This is a genomic window from Candidatus Thiothrix putei, assembly GCA_029972225.1.
GTDB classification, from domain to species: domain Bacteria; phylum Pseudomonadota; class Gammaproteobacteria; order Thiotrichales; family Thiotrichaceae; genus Thiothrix; species Thiothrix putei.
This window is the reverse complement of record CP124756.1, coordinates 850,001-870,002: the sequence shown is the minus strand read 5'-3', so window position 1 is coordinate 870,002 and position 20,002 is coordinate 850,001. Positions and strand designations below refer to the sequence as shown.

18 protein-coding genes and 2 rRNA genes (1 of these 20 only partly in view) are annotated in these 20,002 nt (G+C 51.8%); 12 read left to right on the top strand and 8 right to left on the bottom strand.

From position 1 onward, the window contains the following. Window positions 1–55: 55 nt before the first annotated feature. Together gmk and QJT81_04495 are read left to right on the top strand one after the other, a co-directional pair. Entirely contained in the window at window positions 56–676 is a 621-nt protein-coding gene (gene gmk, locus QJT81_04500; GenBank protein ID WGZ95252.1) for a guanylate kinase, read from the top strand. Then, complete coding sequence (locus QJT81_04495; protein WGZ95251.1) at window positions 676–1,182, top strand: PaaI family thioesterase; 507 nt, start codon at window positions 676–678, stop codon at window positions 1,180–1,182. The genes gmk and QJT81_04495 overlap by 1 nt, the downstream gene beginning before the upstream one ends. Before the next feature lie 586 nt (window positions 1,183–1,768). Here the strand turns inward: QJT81_04495 and QJT81_04490 are convergent. Genes QJT81_04490 through msrB form a run of 3 tightly spaced genes read right to left on the bottom strand, consistent with a single transcriptional unit; the run spans window position 1,769 to window position 3,960 of the window. Continuing rightward, window positions 1,769–2,713, bottom strand: a complete 945-nt coding sequence (locus QJT81_04490; GenBank protein WGZ95250.1) for a pseudouridine synthase — start codon at window positions 2,711–2,713, stop codon at window positions 1,769–1,771. Window positions 2,714–2,733: 20 nt separating this feature from the next. Next, window positions 2,734–3,507, bottom strand: coding sequence for an EcsC family protein (locus tag QJT81_04485; GenBank protein ID WGZ95249.1), 774 nt, complete (start codon window positions 3,505–3,507; stop codon window positions 2,734–2,736). A gap of 3 nt (window positions 3,508–3,510) precedes the next feature. Further along, a complete protein-coding gene (msrB, locus tag QJT81_04480) occupies window positions 3,511–3,960 on the bottom strand; it encodes a peptide-methionine (R)-S-oxide reductase MsrB (protein ID WGZ95248.1) in 450 nt (149 codons plus the stop codon). 121 nt (window positions 3,961–4,081) lie between these two features. Here msrB and QJT81_04475 point away from each other — a divergent pair, with 121 nt between their 5' ends. The 5 genes from QJT81_04475 to QJT81_04455 all read left to right on the top strand — a co-directional run bounded on the left by QJT81_04475 (window position 4,082) and on the right by QJT81_04455 (window position 8,803). After that, window positions 4,082–6,169: a molybdopterin-dependent oxidoreductase gene (locus QJT81_04475; GenBank protein WGZ95247.1), complete on the top strand. Its 2,088-nt coding sequence runs from the start codon at window positions 4,082–4,084 to the stop codon at window positions 6,167–6,169. 70 nt (window positions 6,170–6,239) lie between these two features. Next, window positions 6,240–6,803 carry a Uma2 family endonuclease gene (locus tag QJT81_04470; GenBank protein ID WGZ95246.1) on the top strand — a complete coding sequence of 188 codons (564 nt, stop codon included), beginning with the start codon at window positions 6,240–6,242 and terminating at the stop codon, window positions 6,801–6,803. Window positions 6,804–6,806: 3 nt separating this feature from the next. Next, window positions 6,807–7,439, top strand: a complete 633-nt coding sequence (locus QJT81_04465) for an ATP-binding protein (GenBank protein ID WGZ95245.1) — start codon at window positions 6,807–6,809, stop codon at window positions 7,437–7,439. Window positions 7,440–7,451: 12 nt separating this feature from the next. Next, window positions 7,452–8,600, top strand: a complete 1,149-nt coding sequence (hemW, locus tag QJT81_04460; protein ID WGZ95244.1) for a radical SAM family heme chaperone HemW — start codon at window positions 7,452–7,454, stop codon at window positions 8,598–8,600. Between the two features lie 5 nt (window positions 8,601–8,605). Continuing rightward, window positions 8,606–8,803 carry a CPXCG motif-containing cysteine-rich protein gene (locus tag QJT81_04455; GenBank protein ID WGZ95243.1) on the top strand — a complete coding sequence of 66 codons (198 nt, stop codon included), beginning with the start codon at window positions 8,606–8,608 and terminating at the stop codon, window positions 8,801–8,803. A 2-nt stretch (window positions 8,804–8,805) separates the two neighbouring features. Here QJT81_04455 and QJT81_04450 read toward each other — a convergent pair whose 3' ends face one another. Genes QJT81_04450 through QJT81_04440 form a run of 3 tightly spaced genes read right to left on the bottom strand, consistent with a single transcriptional unit; the run spans window position 8,806 to window position 11,851 of the window. Then, window positions 8,806–9,492 carry a phosphatase PAP2 family protein gene (locus tag QJT81_04450; GenBank protein WGZ95242.1) on the bottom strand — a complete coding sequence of 229 codons (687 nt, stop codon included), beginning with the start codon at window positions 9,490–9,492 and terminating at the stop codon, window positions 8,806–8,808. Then, a complete protein-coding gene (locus QJT81_04445; protein ID WGZ95241.1) occupies window positions 9,489–10,919 on the bottom strand; it encodes a glycosyltransferase family 39 protein in 1,431 nt (476 codons plus the stop codon). The genes QJT81_04450 and QJT81_04445 overlap by 4 nt, the downstream gene beginning before the upstream one ends. Further along, window positions 10,916–11,851, bottom strand: a complete 936-nt coding sequence (locus QJT81_04440) for a lysylphosphatidylglycerol synthase domain-containing protein (protein ID WGZ95240.1) — start codon at window positions 11,849–11,851, stop codon at window positions 10,916–10,918. Before QJT81_04440 ends, QJT81_04445 begins: the two co-directional genes overlap by 4 nt. 57 nt (window positions 11,852–11,908) lie before the next feature. Here QJT81_04440 and QJT81_04435 point away from each other — a divergent pair, with 57 nt between their 5' ends. Genes QJT81_04435 through lptG form a run of 5 tightly spaced genes read left to right on the top strand, consistent with a single transcriptional unit; the run spans window position 11,909 to window position 17,356 of the window. Continuing rightward, window positions 11,909–12,913, top strand: coding sequence for a glycosyltransferase family 2 protein (locus QJT81_04435; GenBank protein ID WGZ95239.1), 1,005 nt, complete (start codon window positions 11,909–11,911; stop codon window positions 12,911–12,913). Window positions 12,914–12,927: 14 nt separating this feature from the next. After that, a complete protein-coding gene (locus tag QJT81_04430) occupies window positions 12,928–14,466 on the top strand; it encodes a glycosyltransferase family 39 protein (protein WGZ95238.1) in 1,539 nt (512 codons plus the stop codon). Further along, window positions 14,463–15,218: a phosphatase PAP2 family protein gene (locus QJT81_04425; GenBank protein ID WGZ95237.1), complete on the top strand. Its 756-nt coding sequence runs from the start codon at window positions 14,463–14,465 to the stop codon at window positions 15,216–15,218. The genes QJT81_04430 and QJT81_04425 overlap by 4 nt, the downstream gene beginning before the upstream one ends. Before the next feature lie 6 nt (window positions 15,219–15,224). Beyond that, window positions 15,225–16,292 (top strand): LPS export ABC transporter permease LptF, encoded by a 1,068-nt coding sequence (gene lptF, locus QJT81_04420; GenBank protein WGZ95236.1) that lies wholly within the window; start codon window positions 15,225–15,227, stop codon window positions 16,290–16,292. Then, the gene (gene lptG / locus QJT81_04415; protein ID WGZ95235.1) at window positions 16,289–17,356 is read left to right on the top strand and encodes an LPS export ABC transporter permease LptG; all 1,068 of its coding nucleotides are present in this window, start codon (window positions 16,289–16,291) and stop codon (window positions 17,354–17,356) included. Before lptF ends, lptG begins: the two co-directional genes overlap by 4 nt. Before the next feature lie 147 nt (window positions 17,357–17,503). Here the strand turns inward: lptG and rrf are convergent. Beyond that, window positions 17,504–17,619: ribosomal RNA gene (gene rrf / locus QJT81_04410) — 5S ribosomal RNA — on the bottom strand. A gap of 122 nt (window positions 17,620–17,741) precedes the next feature. After that, window positions 17,742–20,002 (bottom strand): 23S ribosomal RNA (locus QJT81_04405) (it continues 570 nt past the right edge of the window).

Here is a 20,002-nt window from a genome sequence, read left to right as displayed (position 1 = left end):
TAGTGCATACTGCTCTATAATCGCATTTTTATCAGCACATCGGGCGGATTTTCAGATGAACACACGCACAGGTCAGCTTTACATCGTTTCAGCCCCTTCTGGCGCTGGCAAATCCAGTTTACTGAATGCCTTGCTTGAGCGCGTGGATAATCTAGTGGTGTCAGTATCGCACACCACGCGCCAACCCCGCCCCGGCGAACAAGACGGCGTGCACTATCACTTCACCCCAATTGACGTATTCCGCCAGCAAGTCGCAGACGGTAACTTTCTTGAATACGCACAAGTATTCGACAATTACTACGGCACGTCACGCTTGTCAGTGGATGCGTTACGCGATGCAGGCAAAGACGTGATCCTCGAAATCGACTGGCAAGGCGCACAACAAGTCCGTGAATGTGCGGAAGCTGTCACCAGCATTTTCATTCTGCCTCCCAGTGTAGCAGCCTTAAATCAGCGCCTGCATGGGCGTGGGCAAGATAGCGAGGAAACTATCCAACGGCGGATGCGGGATGCGCGAAGCGAAATGTCGCACTACCCTGAATACGACTACCTGATCATCAACGACGATTTTGACACTGCGCTGGCAGAACTCACCTGTATTTTTTATAGCGCACGCCTGAAACTCGCTCCCCAAATCCAGCAGCACAAAACATTGCTGGATGCACTGGTCGGCTGATGGCATTTAATGTTGTCAAATTCTCGCGCCGCTGGCTAAAGTTTTTGCCCGACAGTCGGCGGCTGGAACTCTACCCACCCTGGTGGATGATGCGCATTAAGGTACTTGCGTTAGAAAATGAGTGGCGGCATATTCGTATCCGGCTGCCGTTAACATGGGCTTCCCGCAATATGGGAGGCAGTATGTTCGGTGGCTTTCAAGCCTCGCTGGCTGACCCCATTGCGCCGTTGGCTTGCTCAAAAGTCTTCCCTGACTACCATGTGTGGACGCGGCATTTGAGCGTGGATTTTGTTCGCCCCGGTATTACTGACATGGAATTGCGCTTCGATTTCCCCGCAGACAAAGAAGCAGAAATTCGGGCGGAATTGCTGCGGCGAGGACGGGCTACGCCGAGTTTTGAATACGGTTTGCACGACAGCAACGGGCGGCTGTGTACCAAGGTCGTGTGCGTAGTAGCGATACGTCCGCCGGATTATTTGAAAGGCGTAGGGTCAGCGGCGGAATAGCTGCTGAACCATCGCTAACCTCTTGTCCAAAAGCGATTTTCACAGTTGTAGCAGCGGTAATACGTCTTCCCTCCTGCAAACAAGCGACGCCACCAACCAACACGGACGCGCCGTGCCGCCGACAAACAATGCGAACATGTACAAACATTTATGATTGCCATTTTATAAACGATTTCCTTAGCCCACTAGCCCACGTCTAAAAGAAGTCTTGATAGATACGAATAATAACGGAAATGGATTGTCTTAAGGAACATTTTGTCACTATTTGTAACAATTTTCGTAATTACTCAAACATACTTTTGCATAGGCTGGTCTACACTTCAAGAGATGATCAACACCAGCGACAAGGACAGTCCAAGAGGTAAATCGTGAACAGGCCATTGACCTACCAAGGAATGTACTCACCCCATACTCACACAAACGCCACCTATTGGACAAAAAGCCCCTGCCCTAGTTGTGGTAGCGTGCTATTAGTCGAACGGAATAGCACATGGTGGCAGCGCTTCTTGCGTGGCAACAAAACACTCTGTTTTTGCCGCCAATGTCGCCATCAATTCTGGGAGAACCCTCAACAGAGTTAAGCGTCTTAGCCACGTCCACGCGGTGGCGGACGCTTGCCTGCACCGCTAGGGCGACTGGCGACACTCGGACGAGCCGGGCGTGCCAAACTCGACCGCCGTGCCGATGGATGACTCCCGCCAATCGCCGTGCGCCCACTGTCTACCGATTTCATCCCCGGCCTTGCCCCGGAACGGCGTTCCGGGCGTTCGGCGGTAAAGTCCGAACCGTCTTCAAACGCCATGTTCACCAAGCCATAAAGTTTGCGCAATTCACGCACTTCCAGCTCTTTGTGATGCCCGCTGCGCAAGTAACGCGGCAGCATGATATTGCCGTAACGCACCCGAATCAAACGGCTGATTTTCACGCCTTGCGATTCCCACAAGCGGCGTACTTCGCGGTTGCGACCTTCGGCAAGCACGACGTGATACCAGTGGTTAACCCCTTCGCCGCCAGCGTCTTTGATGCGCATGAAGTTGGCTTTGCCGTCTTCCAATTCCACGCCTTCCTGCAAACGGATCAGCATTTCATTGTTAACTTCGCCCAACACGCGGCAAGCGTATTCGCGCTCGATCTCAGACGACGGGTGCATGAGCTTATTCGCCAACTCGCCATCTGTAGTGAACAGCAATAAGCCATCGGTATTGATGTCGAGACGCCCCACCATAATCCAACGCCCGGCGCGGATTTTCGGCAGGCTGTCAAAGACCGTCGGGCGACCTTCCGGGTCACTCAAGGTACACACTTCGCCCGCAGGCTTGTGATACATCAGCACTTTCTGGGTGGCATTGACGCGGGAACTCAAGTGCAAACGTTGCCCGCGCAAGGTCACTTGATCGTTTTCGTCAATGGCCTGACCGGATTCGGCACGTTGACCGTTCACCAGAATTTCGCCAGCGTTGACCATGCGCTCGATTTCACGACGTGAGCCGTAACCAGCGCGGGAGAGGAGTTTTTGAATGCGTTCTTTCATGGCAGGGATACTAGCACGCCCTACAGTTTCAGATAAGCTAACTTAACGGTTTCTGTACCGTAAACACGCTCCAAACGCCGCACAATGAAATGCCCGCGACTCATGTTCTGGAAATGATCAACAAACAGGGTATTAATCAACGCCCCACCCGCCGCACCCACCACGGGTAAAGACTGCGCCATCGCTTTTTGCGTCACCGGAATCCCGAACCGCGCGGCAATTTGTGTCAGTAATCGCACCAAGGGCGGTGCAGTTTTTTGCGCAACACCATTCGCCGCCATGTATTGCGCCGCCTCCGTCAAGGATTTCGCCAACACCGCCCGCACGGTGAAATACCCTGACTCCACCGCATCATCGTTAGCGGCAGAACCGCCCAACGCAAACACTTCCAAACACGCCAGACGCGCTTCGGGCGACTTGATAGACTCACCCTCACTCCGCGCAATATCGGCAATCGAGCGCAGAATAATCGCCGTAGAAACCGGCAATTCAATCGCCAAGGCTGGCAAACCAAACGCCCCACCCGCCGCACCACTCAAGCCCGCAAAGGTTTTGTGCAGCCAATTAGTGGAATGCCGTGGTTCTTCATCAAGCGTATACAGGGCGAAATCCAAAGCCGTCTCCAACGCCTTGCGGGTGGTGGTGACAATCATCTCGTTTGCGCCTTCAGGCAACATCGCCAAGCCTTTTTCAATGGGCGTACCCACCGCATTGCTGATACGTGCCGCCAGACCGGGGTTTTCCAGCAGCGTTTTAGCGTATTGCAGGTCAGCAAGGTCTGCTTGGGTCAACATAGCTCAACTTCCTTTCATTTTTTTCAACGCCACCGCATTCATGCAATAACGCAAACCACTGGGAGCAGGACCATCGGGAAACACATGCCCCAAGTGTGCACCGCAGGTATTGCAGGTGGTTTCCACCCGCGTCATGCCGTGGGAACGATCCGCATGGTAGGCAATCGCATTTTCCTTGACCGGCTGGGCAAACGATGGCCAGCCCGTACCCGAATCAAACTTTTCCGACGCATCAAACAGCAACGTATCGCAACACAAACACCCGTACAGCCCCGGCTCGAACAAGCTGCACATGGCGGAGCTGAACGGACGTTCTGTGCCTTTGCGGCGGGTTACGTAATATTGGTCATCACTCAATTGTTTTTGCCATTCGGCATCCGTTTTAGTCACGGTACGCTCAGGCACGGGGTTGCCCTGGTAGGCAAACTGCAAAATCATGTTCCAATTCAACATACTCACTCTCCTCGTTAGATTAAACGTATCATAGCAAATTCCCTAGTGCGTTAGGTGGTCATTCCAAACGCCTTGCCAATCTACACTACACTCGCGTGATTCGATTATCACGAGATTCGCCATGACTAACGTCGTCAAAAGCACCACCTGTTACGAATGCGATGCCAATTGCCTGTTCGATGTCACCATCGACCCCAGCGGCCGCGCCATTAAGGTTGAAGGCTTGCCCAATTGCCCACGCGGACAATTGCAGTTAGAGCGCCAATATCACCCCGACCGCCTGCTCTACCCGCTCAAGCGCGTCGGTGCCAAAGGCTCTGGCGAATTCGAGCGCATCAGTTGGGAAGAAGCCCTCGACACCATCACCGCCGCACTGAAAAAAACCAAAGCGCAGCACGGCGCACCCGCAGTGGGCTTTTTCGCGGGCTACACCAAAGAAGCTCGCCCGCAATTGCAACGCCTTGCACACGCTTTCGGCAGCCCCAACTACCTCACCGAGTCGGGCTGCTGCTTCTCGGCAACGATGGTCGCGGAAAAACTCACCTACGGTTACAAGCTCAAAACCACTTCCACCGTCGAATCGCCGAAAACCCAATGCGTGTTGGTGTGGTCAACCAACGCCTCCGGCTCGATTCCACCGTTTGAAAATCACCACCTTGCCAGCCGTAAAAAAGGGCGCAAGATGATCGTGGTTGACCCGCGTCGCACCGAAACAGCGGAACTGGCGGATATTCACCTGCAAATCCGCCCCGGTACGGATGGCGCACTCGCCCTCGGTTTCCACCACCTGATTTTTGCGAATGGCTGGCAAGATCAGGCGTTTCTGGATGAATGGGCAAACGGGCTGGACGCTTTCCGCGACTACATCCAGGAATTTCCACCGCAACGGGTTGCAGCCATTTGCGGCATTAGCGAAGCCGATTTACGTGCAGCGGTAGAACTCTTTGCCACCACCAAGCCCGCGCAAATTGCCATGTCGCCCACCTCCACCGTGCAACACAGCAACGGCTTTCAAAATCACCGCGCGATGATTTTGCTCTCCGCCGTCACGGGCAATATTGACCGCGAAGGCGGCAACCGCTTCTTCAACGACAAAGTATTGCCCAAGCCGATTGAGCTATTTGACGTGTGCAAAAACGAATTGCCGCCGCGCATTGGCGATGAAGTATTCCCGATTTGGACAAAATACTGGCCTGCCGCGCAAAGCATGTTGATGTCGGACTGCATCCTCGAAGGCAAGCCGCAACCGCTCAAAGCCTTGCTCGCAATGGGCATTAATACCGCGATGTGGGCGAATTCCAAACGCATGGAACGCGCCTTGGGCGAACTGGAATTTTTCGCCGTCTCCGACTTTTTCCACAACCCCGCCACTTTACAAGCCGACATCGTATTGCCAGCCGCAACCAGTTTGGAACGCACCGCGCTGATCGCCTACCCTGGTTGCGCTTATCAGGGCGAAGTGAAATACCGTCACCAAGCCCTGCCCCCACGCGGCGAAGCCAAACCCGACGGGCAAATCTTCCTCGAACTGGGTGTCAAACTCGGCATGGCGGAACAATTCTGGCACGGCAACCTTGCGGCATCGTGGGAAGAAATGGGCGAGGGCTTGCCGCCCGACATCCGCAAAGAGGCGTGGGAAAACCCCGCAGGCGTGACCGTTTACAGCCCCGTGATCGAAGAATTGGTGGAAATGGGCTTTTTAGATGCGGATCGGCAATGGCGCATCAACGGCTTCCGCACTGCCACCGGCAAGATCGAGTTCGATTCGGTGGAACTGAAAGCGCACGGCTACGACGGCTTGCCGACTTACCGCGAACCGATGGAAAGCCCGTTGTCTACGCCGGAATTGTTAGCGGATTATCCGCTGGTGCTAACGTCCGGCGGGCGGCAGAAGTTTTTCACGCATTCTCAGCAGCATAATATTGCAGCGATGTTGGCGCATGACCCGTATCCACGGGTGCAAATTCACCCCGATGATGCGGCAGCGCGAGGTATTGCAGACGGTGATTCAGTCGAAATCCGTTCACGACGTGGTGCGGTGACGTTTCGGGCAGCAGTGACAGACATAATGAAACCGGGTGTGGTGCATTGTTTCCACGGTTGGAATGAGGCGAATATCAATGAGTTGACGGATGATCGTCAGCTTGACCCGATCAGTGGGTTTCCGCCGTTTAAGTCGTTGTTGTGTGAGGTGCGCAAAGCGACATAAAACGCACCAAGGTGTCAAAGCAAACGCTATCCGCTACAATCAAAGCACACCACTACGGCGAGTTGATACCATGTCTACCGCGACACTGCTGGAACTTGAAGACAAACGCATTACTGCGGATGAACTTTACGCAATGGGCGATAAACCCGGCGTGGAATTAGTCAAAGGAAAATTACGCGATATGCCCCCCACTGGCTATGAACACGGCGAAACTGAAAGCGACATTGCCTTTCACCTCAAAAGTTTTTTACGCCAGCATAAACTGGGCAAAGTGATGACGGGTGAAGTCGGTATATTCATCCGCCGTAACCCTGACAGCATCCGTGCGGCTGATGTGCTGTTCATCTCACACGAACGCTTGCAGCAAGTGCAATCCAAATCGTATCTGGATGTTGCGCCTGAACTGGTTGTGGAAGTCTTGTCACCGCATGATTCGTGGGTCGATATGGCTGAAAAGCTGGAAGAGTATTTTGCTATTGGTGTACTACAAGTGTGGTTTGCCAATCCACGTAATAAGACCTTGCAAGTATTTACGTCTGTGACCGATTCGGTGTTGTTGCGGGGTGAAGATCGTTTGCCTGAAATGGCATTCTTGCCCGGTTTTAGCCTGAAGGTCAGTGAGATTTATAGTTAAACTATGGACATCCAACAACTTGAAACCATCCTAGCCCAAGGCGAAGACAGCCAGAACCAGTTCAAGCGCAACATCACCGAATTAAGTCGCGAAGAAATTCAGCGTATGTTTCAAGCAGGTGGCTTGGTGTATGCCGAAGAAACGTTGATACCCGACAGCAGCAAAGATTTACACAGCCTGTTATTGGGCAACTACATCCAGCACCGCTACGGCAAAACCCTTAGCGAAGACATCGAAGGCTCTCTCATCAACCAATACGAACGCGCCCTCTCCTTCATCACCCGCAACCTGCACCGCGTACAAGCAGGGCAAGGCGTAAACAGCCTCGGCAAACTCGAAATCCCCGAAATCGCCTTGCAAGAAGTACTAGTCAACGCGCTGACTCACCGTGATTACTTCATTTCCGCGCCTATCCGCATCCTCATGTTCACGGATCGCGTGGAAATTATCAGCCCCGGTCATTTGCCCAACCATTTGACCATTGAACAAATCCGCTTCGGCTTGTCGAATATGCGTAATCCCATCATCGCCTCGCACGCTACCCGCCAAATGCCCTATCGCGGGTTAGGCAGCGGCATTCCACGCGCATTGGAAAGCTACGCATTCATCCAATTCGGTGATTATGCAACGCCCTAAGCAAGATAACGTATGACCCACATTCCCCTCTCCCTCTACATTCACATCCCTTGGTGCATCCGCAAATGCCCCTACTGCGACTTCAATTCTCATGCGGCTCCGAGTGGCTTGCCCGAAAAAGCCTACGTGCAAGCCCTGCTCACCAACCTTACCCACGAACTTCCCCACATCTGGGGACGCAAACTGGAATCCATCTTCATCGGCGGCGGCACACCCAGCCTCTTCTCAGCGGAAAGCATCGACGAACTGCTGTGCGGTATCCGTGCCCTCTTGCCGTTTCGCCCTAACATTGAAATCACCCTCGAAGCCAACCCCGGCACATTCGAGCAGGATAAATTTCGGGGTTTCCGTGAAGCTGGCATTAACCGCCTGTCAATGGGTATCCAAAGTTTCAACCCAGAACATTTGCAAGCGTTGGGACGGGTACATGACCGTGAGGAAGCGTTACGCGCCGCTGACATTGCCCGTACTGCCGGATTCGATAATTTCAACCTTGACCTGATGTTTGGTCTACCGCAACAAACCTTAGAACAAGCGATGCAGGATTTGCAGCAAGCCATCGCGCTCAACCCCACCCACCTGTCTTGGTATCAGCTTACCCTTGAACCCAATACACTGTTTTACAAAACACCGCCGCCGCTACCGGATGATGATTTAGTCGCAGACATGCAGTTAAACGGGCAACATTTCATCAAACGTTCATGCTATGCTCAATATGAAGTCTCCGCCTATGCCAGACAAGGTTTTGAGTGCAGGCATAACCGGAACTACTGGGAATTCGGTGATTATGTGGCAATTGGTGCTGGTGCGCATGGCAAACTGAGCAACCCCGCTGATGGCAGTATTACCCGTTACCACAACTACCGCCAACCCGCTGAGTACATGCAGCAAGCGCTGCAAGGCACAGCACGCAGCGGCACAGAGCGCTTGGCTGCTGCCGATCTGGGTTTTGAATTCATGCTCAATGCATTGCGCTTACGGGACGGTTTTCCAGTCGCTCTGTTTACAGAACGCACAGGACTGGCAAGCGATTATATCAAGGCGGGGCTAGAACAGGCATTACAGCGCGGTTTGCTAGACGTTGAGGGCGGCTATGTGCGCCCAACGGCAACCGGCTGGCAATTTCTGAATAAGGTTATTCAACTGTTTTTGGAGGATTAATCACCATGTCGCAGGTTCTAACACACACTGACATCACCTGCCCTTATTGCCATTCCGCATCCCCCATCGAAATTGACATTATCGCAGGTAGCCAAGACTATATCGAAGACTGCCAAGTCTGTTGCAACCCGATTCAGCTTTCCATTGAAATCGACGCAGACGGTGAAGTGACCCGCATTGATGTGCAACCGGGGAATAGCTAAACCTAATAACGCGCCTCACGTTCGGCAATGCGCATGAGAGGGTAGTACAACAACCACGCAGCGAATAGCACCACCCACCCTGACCACATCACGTCAGAGAGGAAATGCCCCCCCGCTGCCATGCGCGTCACGCCAATAGCGCCACCTAACAATAACGCGAACACCAAAGCAACCCTTGCCCACTGCGGTTTACGTTTACGCCACAAAAACCAGAACGCCACAAACGCAAATCCAATCGAACTATGCCCACTGGGAAAGGAGCGCCCATTGCCATTCGCCACGAAATACCCCGGCGGTACATACGCTTCCTCGCCGCCCAACTGCACCACCTGCACCGGGCGCGGCCTACCCCAATTATCCTTAAACACACTATTAACCAATAAACCGGGGCCAATCAGAAAGACCAAAATCACATAAGCCGCATACAAACGCATACGGTACCAACGCCGCAAGACGGTACTAGACACTATCATCAACACACTAACGATTAGCACGCTGCCCGCAATATAGGGCACACCATCGTAGAACAACGCCTTCCACAGCGGGAAGTCATCCAAAAGCCAATGCCCCGCTTGCTGAAACAGCGCCGCAACGGTCAAATCCCAGTCAGACAACCAAAACACTAGCGTAGACGCAGCCACAACATTGAACCACAACCACAGTTGTGGGTATTGCTCCCCTAATTTCATTGCAACACCAGCCCCTTAAAACCTGTCAGCAAAAACGTATGGTAATTCAGCTTATAGGTAGAATGAACCTCAACGTGCAACGGTGCAAGCGCCCGCACCGCTGTAAAATACCCTTCAATCCCAACCGGCAAGGTGCTGTTAGCCGTTACCAGTAAAAAGTCCTGCCCTACCTTATCATGCAACGTTGTCACCAAATCATAATGGTGGCGCTGCTGCTGCCGTGGGTTCCAACTCACCCCTTGCAAACCATGAGGGCGAGCGTAATAGGCTAACTCGCTCAGCACGTCTCGTCCATCAGCCAACAAGAGCGCGTGAGGGTATTGTTGTTGCAACGCCAAGTATTGCGCACCGAGAGCATCCCACCCTTTCAGGCGTTTATGCAAATCCCCCCCCAACACCTGATTCAGCGGTGCGGGGTGGTAAACCAACAAACCCAGCACGATATTCAACACCAGTACCACGGCGAGCGTTTTCCACTTTGCATACAACCACGCCGCCATTAGCAACGTTGCCGCCACATACGTGGGGGCAGCCCAATTCGCATTCGCCCGCCCAAATAATGCTTGCGCCGTAATGATCAGCAAAAATGGTAACGCAAAACTCAATAGCAGCGTTTTATGCGCCACTTGTCCTTTCCACACCACCCATACCGACAATGGAAACAACAGTAAACCGAATACGCCGAACTGCCCACCGAGAAACTCCCCCAGCTCATCCCAATGCAAAACACCTTGCGTACTACCGGCGGCAATATCAGCGGTATGCTGAAACGTCGGAAAACCGTGTTGCCAATTCCACCACACGTTGGGGGAGACAATCAGCAACATCACCAGGATGGCAACCCAAGCACGCGGATTACGCAACAAATCAAAACGCCCTGCCGCTAACACATACACCAGTGCAGAAACCAGAAAAATCCCCATGGTGTACTTGCTCAACACTCCCAACCCCAGCGCCACACCCAGCAGTAGCCAGTCATCCCACGCATCGCTATCCAACGCAAACACGAACGCATACAGTGCCAATGTCCAGCAAAAGAACAGCGCCACATCCGTCGAAATCAGCGTCGACGACAAACTCACCGCAGGCAAAGTAATAAATAATACGGCTGCCAGCAACCCCACCTGGTGATCAAACAACTTCCGTGCCACCAAAAACAACAGCCAGGTGCTCAAGGGGTACAGCAGCAAACTGCCTGCACGTACACAAAATTCACTATCACCACACAGGCTGGTAGTTGCGGCAATAACCGCTGCAATCACCGGCGGCTTAGAATAGTAGCCCCACGCCAACTCTTGCGCCCAATACCAGTATTGCGCCTCATCGACGTACAAATTCAAGCCATTGTTTGCCACAATCCACGCCCGGTAAGCCGTGATTCCCAGCAAAATCAACAGCAATGCAAGCCCTGTATGCCGTTCACTCATGCTGATTTAGCTTTCAATGGGATCAACCATCCCACCAAAGCCCCCACCAAAGAAGACCCCAGCACAAACACATGCACATTCACTGCCCCGACTGTTGCCACTTGCAGACTCGTCACTGGTGATAGTGCTGCCATGACCCCGGCTTCATACGTCCCAAATCCGCCCGGTGCATGAATCGGCAAGACACTGGTCAACTCACCACCAACCACGCCAGCTAACAACATATTCCAACTAACATTCGGCACAAACTGCCCCAACAACCACGCTAGCGTTACCAATTTCACCACCCAGTTGGCCCAAGTCATGACCCAGCTACGCCAGAATTCGCCCCAGTTATCCGGCAAACCGTACATAGCCTGTTGTGCTAATTGACTGAACTTGCCATCTTTACCCGCAAATGCCACCTCAATCCGATTGCGCAATAGATATACAACCATAGGTAATAGCATCCACAACACAACCAAGGGAATAGCCACCCGCTTCAACGGTGTCACCACCAATAAGGGGTAAATCGCAAACGCTAAAATCGTGTGTAAATCCAAAAAGCGGAACCACACTAGCGCAGACACCGAATGTGCATAGCCCACACCAAAATAGCGCTTCATCATGACCGGAAAACTCAGCTCACCGGTGCGTGCAGGCAACAGATTATTCAGCGCATTATGCAGCAACATTAGCCGCCAGGTTTGCAACCACTGCCCACCTAACTGTTGCGGAAAATAATCATACATGCGCCATGCTCGCAGCGCATAACTCAGTATCAATAGCGCCAAGGCAATCGCCCCTTGCGCCCAGCCAAACGTTGCCCACGGTGCTAATACCGTTTTCCAACCCAACCAGTACTCAACACCTGCGATAAACAGGATGAGAATTAGCCACGAAATTGCTAATTTCCAGCGTGCCGTCGATGTATTGCTCTGTTCTGTCATCATTCACCCGCTTTAACGTATAATCTGGGGCTGATTGTAACCGAACCGGACATTGATTTAATGACAAATTCTCCTGATACCGTCAGTATCATAGTGCCCTTCTATAACGAAGAAGGTAACGTCCTGCCGCTAGTCAAGCGTGTCAGCGAAGCATTGGCACACTTTGAATGCCAATGGGAACTGGTACTGGTGGACGATGGCAGTTCCGACCACACCCTAAAACGCCTGTACGAAGCCGCTGCGCAATTTGGAACACATATTCATATCGTTGAACTGCAACGCAATTTCGGGCAAACCGCTGCCATGCAGGCCGGTATTGATCAGGCACGCGGCAGCCTGCTGGTAACGCTGGATGGCGATTTGCAAAACGACCCTGCCGATATTCCCGCCATGATCAAAGAATTGCAGGAACGCGACCTTGATCTGCTAGTCGGTTGGCGTAAAAATCGCAAAGACACGCTGATCATGCGCAAGATTCCCTCGCGCATTGCCAACCGCCTGATCCGCAAAGTCACCGGCGTCAATTTGCATGATTACGGTTGCAGCCTCAAAGTCTACCGCGCCTCGGTCATGAAACGGGTACGCTTGTATGGTGAAATGCACCGCTTCATTCCGGCGTGGGTCGCAACCGCTGTACCACCATCACGCATCGGCGAAACCGTGGTTAACCACAATGAACGCTTGAGCGGCGAATCCAAATACGGTATTTCCCGCACCTTCCGCGTGATTATCGATTTACTGTTCATGTGGTTCTTTATGCGGTATCGGGCGCGTCCTGGGCATTTGTTTGGCACGATTGGCTTGGCGTTTGGTTTGATTGGTTCACTGATTTTAACCTGGCTGGGTATCGACAAATTCATTCTGGGCAATGATATTGGTGGCCGCCCCTTATTGTTGGCGGGGGTAATGCTGGTGATAACCTCCATTCAATTCCTGACCACCGGCATTATCGCGGAAATGTTATCGCGGATTTATTTTGAATCCTCCAGCCGCAATGCTTACGTTATTCGTCCTCCTCGCGATGAGGAAGAGCCTGAACACCATTGGCACACCCCTAGCGCATGAGAGTAGCATCTGGTTTGCGGTACTGGTTACTGCACAGCGGGGATGGTTTCCTGCTACCGCTGGTGATACTGGCGTTTTTCTGGCAGCTCGGCACACCGGCGCTGTTTGATCTCGACGAAGGGGCATTCAGCGCGGCAACGTGGGAAATGCTGCAACGCGGCGATTTCATTACCACCTTCCTCAACGGTGAGCCGCGCTTTGACAAACCTATCCTGATTTACTGGTTGCAGGCACTGAGTGTGTCGGCATTCGGGATCAGTGAATGGAGCTTGCGCTTGCCGTCGGCATTAGCCGCGAGTATTTGGGTGATGGCAACGTATTATTTCGCGAAACCGCGAATGCCCCGGCAAAACGCCATGCTTGCGGCGGTGATGGTGGCAACTTCCGCGATGATTATTGTGATTGGGCGGGCAGCAACAGCGGATGCGGTGCTCAACGTACTGATGACACTCACCCTATTTGATATTTGGCGGTATTGGGAGCAACCCAAACGTATGGTGTTGTTTCGGGTATTTTTGTGGTTAGGTTTGGGTTTTTTGTGTAAAGGGCCAGTAGCCGTCGCCATTCCCTTCGTCGTCAGTGCATTTTTATACATCAGCAACAAACAATGGAAAACATGGCTACAAACCGTGTTCCACCCTTATGGCCTAGTGGTGTTTCTTGCCGTTGCAGCACCTTGGTATGTGTTGGAATACATGGCACAAGGGCAAGCTTTTATCGACGGTTTTTTCTTTAAGCACAATGTCAACCGCTTCTCCGATACGATGGAAGGTCACGGCGGACATGTCTGGTATTACCTAGTGGCTTTGCCGTTTATCATTATGCCCTTTGGCGGCTTGTTGGTGCAGTTGGTAAAGCAAGCAGGACGCGAGAGCATTGACCAGTTTTTATGGTTTTGGTTTGCGTTTGTGTTTGTGTTCTTTTCGCTTTCCAACACGCAATTACCGCACTATTTATTGTATGGCATTACGCCATTGCTGTTATTGCTGGCAAAGTACTGCGGGGAGAATCCTCAACGCTGGTTGGCGGTCGTTCCGGCGGTATTAGTTGCACTACTCTTGCTATTCTTGCCGGAATTACTGGCAAAATCGCTAGAACAGAATCCCAGCTTGTACTTCCAAGGCTTACTAGAGCAAACGAAAAAAGTGACGGGGCTTTATTACCGGGCTGCCACGTTTATTTATTTGCTGGCATTGTTGGCCTTACTGCTGTGGCCTAAGGTACAAAATCACCTGCGTTTGATCGCTGTGGCAGCGTTGCAAACGGTGTTTTTAACAAGTGTGCTGATTCCTGTGGTGGCCTTCACCCAACAAGCGGCGGTGAAAGAAGCCGCACGGTTTGCACGTCACCACCTTGTTGATTCGGTTATCGTGATGGATGGCGTGAACATGCCGAGTTTCACCACTTACCGCCAAGCGCTTACACCACGTCGCCCCCCTGAAATCGGCGAATACGTGTTTTCCAAAGCGGATCATTTGCAACCGCCCGAACATTACGTGATTGTGTTCAAGCAAGGTGGTTTAGTCTTGGCGAAAAAGGTTAATCCCCCATGAGAGATGCAGCAGAAACCAGTGGTGTGCCGATTTTATTGCTGTTGCTATTAACTGCTATCGTCGGTGCGAGCGGTTTGAACACCGAACTGTTTCTGGCAATACAGCATTTCACGGCATTACTACCTGACACACTTTGGGCAAATTTGACCATTTTGGGGGATGCGCTGGTTGCACTAGTGCTACTGAATGGGCTGGCATGGCGTTACCCCCTATTGCTGCCTGCTGGATTATTGGCAGGGCTAATCGCCACCTTGTTGACCCGCAGCTTGAAAACCTTGTTAGAAATTGAGCGCCCATTGAGCGTGTTAGGTGCACAAGTGCAGGTGATCGGCGTTGATTTACAAAATTTTAGTTTCCCCTCTGGTCATACCACTGCCGCTTTCGTCTTGGCGGGGGTATATGCACTGATCCTGCAACGCGAACGCCTGACTGCGGTACTGTTTTGCTTAGCCTTGCTGGTGGGATTCAGCCGCATTGCTGTGGGAGCACACTGGCCAATGGATGTATTGGCAGGTGCGGCATTCGGCTGGTTTTCGGCTTGGGCGGGTTGGAGGCTGGCTTTGTACTGGCGCTGGAGTCAGTCATCGCTGGGGCAACGCACACTGGCTTTATTATTTTTGTTATTTTCTCTGCTGCTTTTTCTATTGAATACCCGCTACCCACAAGCATTCTGGTTGCAAATGAGTATTGCCAGTCTCATGACAGCGATGAGCCTCGTAACCCTGTGGCGAACCTTCCACAACACGGCCTAAACCAACATGATTATTAACCGTTACCTGTTCAAAGAAATTGCACTCAGCTTTGCTGCCACCCTGCTGGTGTTAACGTTGATTATTGTGGGTAACACCTTTGTACGGTTGTTAGCGGATGCCAGCAGCGGCAACTTACCGGCGGATTTGGTGGGTAATTTGTTGTGGTTTGGCTCGTTGAAACAACTGATTCGCTTGATTCCGGTTGCGCTGCTGATCGGTATGATGCTGGCATTCAGTCGCTTGTACCGCGATTCAGAAATGGCGGCATTGCGGGCTGCTGGGTTTGCTCCCCGGCATTTTTACCGTGCTATTTTTAGTTTTGTATTGCCCTTAACACTGTTGTTAGCCGTGCTAGTTATCGTGGTATCGCCTTGGCTAGAAAGCAATAATGCTGACTTACGTCGTGAAATTAATGAGCGTCCAGAAGCAGCCGGTATTCCCCCCGGTGAATTTGTCAGCTCTGGCACGGCTGAACGCAATTATACTGCACTCGCTGAAAGCATTGACCCCAGCCGCACGGTCATGGAACGCTTTTTCATCCGCGCTCAAGATGGTGCTAAAGAGGTGCTGATCTGGGCTAAATCGGCGGTGTTATTCATTGATTCCGGTAGTGGTGAGCGTGTTTTACAAATCAGTGATGGCTACCGTTATGAATCGGATCCAGAACAAGGCGGCATGACGATTATCCGTTTCGGCGAACACAGCATCCGCATTCCCTTACGCAATTACAGCGCCAGTAACAGCTTGGCAGCCGTTCCTATTTTGGAATTGTGGCCACAAACGGATAATGCATCGCAAGCAGAATTGCAATGGCGTGTTGCGGTAATCATTTCAGCACCGTTGTTGGCTTTATTGGCATTTCCATTGAGTTATACCGCGCCTCGTCAAGGGCGTTACGGCAAAATTGCAGTGGCTATTCTTATCTACGCCCTCTATGCCAGTTTGTTAGCCACCGTGCGGGGCATGATGGAACGCGGGGATTTCCCCTTATTGCCCGGTCTGTGGTGGATACACCTGTTAGTACTGGGATTAGCCTTCTGGCTGCTGCACAAATATTACGGAAAACCTGCATGAATCATTTAGAACGCTATTTGTGGAAAAGCGTCCTTTCGAGCATTTTACTCACTTGGTTGTCACTGACTCTGCTCGATAGGTTTTTTGCGTTTCTCGCTGAACTAGGGGATGTCAGCCCTGATACGCAATACGGTAATGTGCAAGCACTTTATTACATCCTCATGGGAACGCCTAAACTTCTCTACGATTACTTTCCAACGGCTACGTTGATTGGCAGCTTGCTAGGATTGGGCAATCTTGCTGCTAACAGCGAACTTACTGCCATGCGGGCAGCCGGTATTTCCATACACCAAATTGTGGGAATGACACTAAAACTGGGGCTGGTACTAGTAGTAATGGTTTTTGTATTAGGTGAATGGGTTGCTCCCCATACTGAACTGGCAGCCAGTAGCTTTAAATTACGAATGCAGCAAAAGCAGTTAGCGATCGGTAATCAAGGGATCTGGATTAAAGATGGCAACCGCATTATCAATATTTCTAAATTATGGTCAGAAAAGAAAATGGAAGGGCTGGCTATCTACACAATCAACCCGGAAGCAGGACGCATTGACACCATCACTCACGCTGCTCGTGCTGAACGCGATGCAACAGGTTGGGTCTTATACGAGCTAACTCGTAAAGTGATTCAAACTGATGGCGTTCGGCAAGAAACATTAGCTCAAGTCCATGAAGACAAACTCATTCCAGAACAAGTACTGAGCATTGCAGCAGTAAAACCCAATCAGTTGGCGGCAAGTGAGTTGGCGGATTTCATTAAGCATCAGCGTGACAACGAGTTAAACAGCAAACGCTTCGAGCAAGCATTCTGGCAGCACTTCACTACGCCACTCTCAACACTGGTTATGCTGATCATTGCAGCGCCTTTCGTCTTCAGCTTTCAGCGCAATGCGGGTGCAGGGCAACGCATATTTATTGGCATTCTCATTGGTATCGTCTTCTTCTTGTTTAACCGTATGTTTGGAAGCGTAGGCATTGTTTACGGTATTCCACCTTTGCTTTCAGCCGCTTTACCATTGTTAGTATTTCTAGTAGGTGGGGTGTGGATGTTGCAGCGTTTACGTTAAACATTGCAAAACCATATAACCAATCATATTCGTAGCTCTAAACTGTTCACTGGTAGTGGATAACGGCAACGAAACGGATAAAATCCCAAAATTAGGCATAAAAAAAGCCCCGCAACGGAAACCGTTAACGGGGCTTTTAGGATTGATGCTTGGCGTTGACCTACTCTCACATGGGGAGACCCCACACTACCATCGGCGATGCTGCGTTTCACTTCTGAGTTCGGGATGGGATCAGGTGGTTCCACAGCTCTATGGACACCAAGCAAACTGGCAAGGTTGAGAAGGGAATGCCTAGGCTGCCTTCTCGACCTAATCTGGAAAAATATCAGGGATACTTAATAACTGAGGTCTAATTTTATATCTCTCGTAGACCGTTTTGGGTTATAGGATCAAGCCTCACGGGCAATTAGTACTGGTTAGCTACATACATTACTGCACTTCCACACCCAGCCTATCAACGTCGTAGTCTCCAACGGCCCTTTAGGACCCTCAAGGGGTCAGGGAGATCTCATCTTGGGAGGGGCTTCCCGCTTAGATGCTTTCAGCGGTTATCCCGTCCGAACATAGCTACCCTGCAATGCCACTGGCGTGACAACAGGAACACCAGAGGTTCGTCCAACCCGGTCCTCTCGTACTAAGGTCAGCTTCCCTCAAATCTCCAACGCCCACGGCAGATAGGGACCGAACTGTCTCACGACGTTCTGAACCCAGCTCGCGTACCACTTTAAATGGCGAACAGCCATACCCTTGGGACCTGCTTCAGCCCCAGGATGTGATGAGCCGACATCGAGGTGCCAAACTCCCCCGTCGATATGGACTCTTGGGAGGAATCAGCCTGTTATCCCCGGAGTACCTTTTATCCGTTGAGCGATGGCCCTTCCATTCAGAGCCACCGGATCACTAAGACCTACTTTCGTACCTGCTCGACTTGTCTGTCTCGCAGTCAAGCGTGCTTATGCCTTTACACAAACCTCACGATTTCCGACCGTGATTAGCACACCTTCGCGCTCCTCCGTTACTCTTTAGGAGGAGACCGCCCCAGTCAAACTACCCACCATGTATTGTCCCCGGCATTGTGATGCCTGGGTTAGAACTCCGAACATACCAGGGTGGTATTTCAAGGACGACTCCACCAGAACTGGCGTTCCGGTTTCATAGTCTCCCACCTATCCTACACAAGTAGGTTCAAAGTTCAATACAAAGCTATAGTAAAGGTTCACGGGGTCTTTCCGTCTAGCCGCGGGTACACTGCATCTTCACAGCGATTTCAATTTCACTGAGTCTCGGATGGAGACAGTGCCGCCATCGTTACGCCATTCGTGCAGGTCGGAACTTACCCGACAAGGAATTTCGCTACCTTAGGACCGTTATAGTTACGGCCGCCGTTTACCGGGGCTTCGATCAAGAGCTTCGCTTGCGCTAACCCCATCAATTAACCTTCCGGCACCGGGCAGGCGTCACACCCTATACGTCCTCTTTCGAGTTTGCAGAGTGCTGTGTTTTTGATAAACAGTCGCAGCGGCCTGGTCTCTGCGGCCCACTTGCGTGGGCGTACCTTCTCCCGAAGTTACGGTACCATTTTGCCTAGTTCCTTCATCCGAGTTCTCTCAAGCGCCTTGGAATTCTCATCCAGCCCACCTGTGTCGGTTTGGGGTACGGTTAATTTATACCTGAAGCTTAGAGGCTTTTCTTGGAAGCAGGGCATCGAACACTTCAGTACCGTGGTACTTCGTCATTACGCCTCAGTGTTAAGAATTCCCGGATTTGCCTAAGAATTCCACCTAAACGCTTAAACAACCATCCAATAGGTTGCTGTCCTAGCCTTCTCCGTCCCCCCATCGCAGTATAAATTAGTACAGGAATATTGACCTGTTTCCCATCGACTACGCATTTCTGCCTCGCCTTAGGGGCCGACTAACCCTGCGCCGATTAACGTTGCGCAGGAAACCTTGGGCTTTCGGCGGACGGGTTTTTCACCCGTCTTGTCGTTACTTATGTCAGCATTCGCACTTCTGATACCTCCAGCAAACTTTCCAGTTCACCTTCACAGGCGTACAGAACGCTCCTCTACCACTTGAATAAATTCAAGTCCGCAGCTTCGGTAGGTGGCTTAAGCCCCGTTGAATCTTCCGCGCAGGCCGACTCGACCAGTGAGCTATTACGCTTTCTTTAAAGGATGGCTGCTTCTAAGCCAACCTCCTGGCTGTCTGTGCCTTCCCACATCGTTTCCCACTGAGCCACCATTTGGGGACCTTAGCTGGCGGTCTGGGTTGTTTCCCTTTTGACAACGGACGTTAGCACCCGCTGTCTGTCTCCCGTGCTCGCACTTCCTAGTATTCGGAGTTTGCAATGGGTTGGTAAGCCGGTCAGGGCCCCCTAGCCATAACAGTGCTCTACCCCTAGGAGTGATACACGAGGCGCTACCTAAATAGCTTTCGAGGAGAACCAGCTATCTCCGAGCTTGATTAGCCTTTCACTCCTATCCACAGCTCATCCCCTACCTTTTCAACGGGAGTGGGTTCGGTCCTCCAGTACCTGTTACGGCACCTTCAACCTGGCCATGGATAGATCGCTCGGTTTCGGGTCTACTCCCAGCGACTGAACGCCCTGTTCAGACTCGCTTTCGCTACGCCTCCCCTATCGGTT

Coding starts and splice junctions, on each gene's coding strand:
- QJT81_04455 (WGZ95243.1), top strand. CDS start 8,606: ATGTCGCAGGTTCTAACACACACTGACATCACCTGCCCTTATTGCCAT.
- msrB (WGZ95248.1), bottom strand. CDS start 3,960: ATGTTGAATTGGAACATGATTTTGCAGTTTGCCTACCAGGGCAACCCC.
- QJT81_04485 (WGZ95249.1), bottom strand. CDS start 3,507: ATGTTGACCCAAGCAGACCTTGCTGACCTGCAATACGCTAAAACGCTG.
- QJT81_04470 (WGZ95246.1), top strand. CDS start 6,240: ATGTCTACCGCGACACTGCTGGAACTTGAAGACAAACGCATTACTGCG.
- hemW (WGZ95244.1), top strand. CDS start 7,452: ATGACCCACATTCCCCTCTCCCTCTACATTCACATCCCTTGGTGCATC.
- QJT81_04490 (WGZ95250.1), bottom strand. CDS start 2,713: ATGAAAGAACGCATTCAAAAACTCCTCTCCCGCGCTGGTTACGGCTCA.
- QJT81_04425 (WGZ95237.1), top strand. CDS start 14,463: ATGAGAGATGCAGCAGAAACCAGTGGTGTGCCGATTTTATTGCTGTTG.
- QJT81_04435 (WGZ95239.1), top strand. CDS start 11,909: ATGACAAATTCTCCTGATACCGTCAGTATCATAGTGCCCTTCTATAAC.
- lptG (WGZ95235.1), top strand. CDS start 16,289: ATGAATCATTTAGAACGCTATTTGTGGAAAAGCGTCCTTTCGAGCATT.
- QJT81_04440 (WGZ95240.1), bottom strand. CDS start 11,851: ATGATGACAGAACAGAGCAATACATCGACGGCACGCTGGAAATTAGCA.
- lptF (WGZ95236.1), top strand. CDS start 15,225: ATGATTATTAACCGTTACCTGTTCAAAGAAATTGCACTCAGCTTTGCT.
- QJT81_04450 (WGZ95242.1), bottom strand. CDS start 9,492: ATGAAATTAGGGGAGCAATACCCACAACTGTGGTTGTGGTTCAATGTT.
- QJT81_04495 (WGZ95251.1), top strand. CDS start 676: ATGGCATTTAATGTTGTCAAATTCTCGCGCCGCTGGCTAAAGTTTTTG.
- QJT81_04475 (WGZ95247.1), top strand. CDS start 4,082: ATGACTAACGTCGTCAAAAGCACCACCTGTTACGAATGCGATGCCAAT.
- QJT81_04445 (WGZ95241.1), bottom strand. CDS start 10,919: ATGAGTGAACGGCATACAGGGCTTGCATTGCTGTTGATTTTGCTGGGA.
- QJT81_04465 (WGZ95245.1), top strand. CDS start 6,807: ATGGACATCCAACAACTTGAAACCATCCTAGCCCAAGGCGAAGACAGC.
- gmk (WGZ95252.1), top strand. CDS start 56: ATGAACACACGCACAGGTCAGCTTTACATCGTTTCAGCCCCTTCTGGC.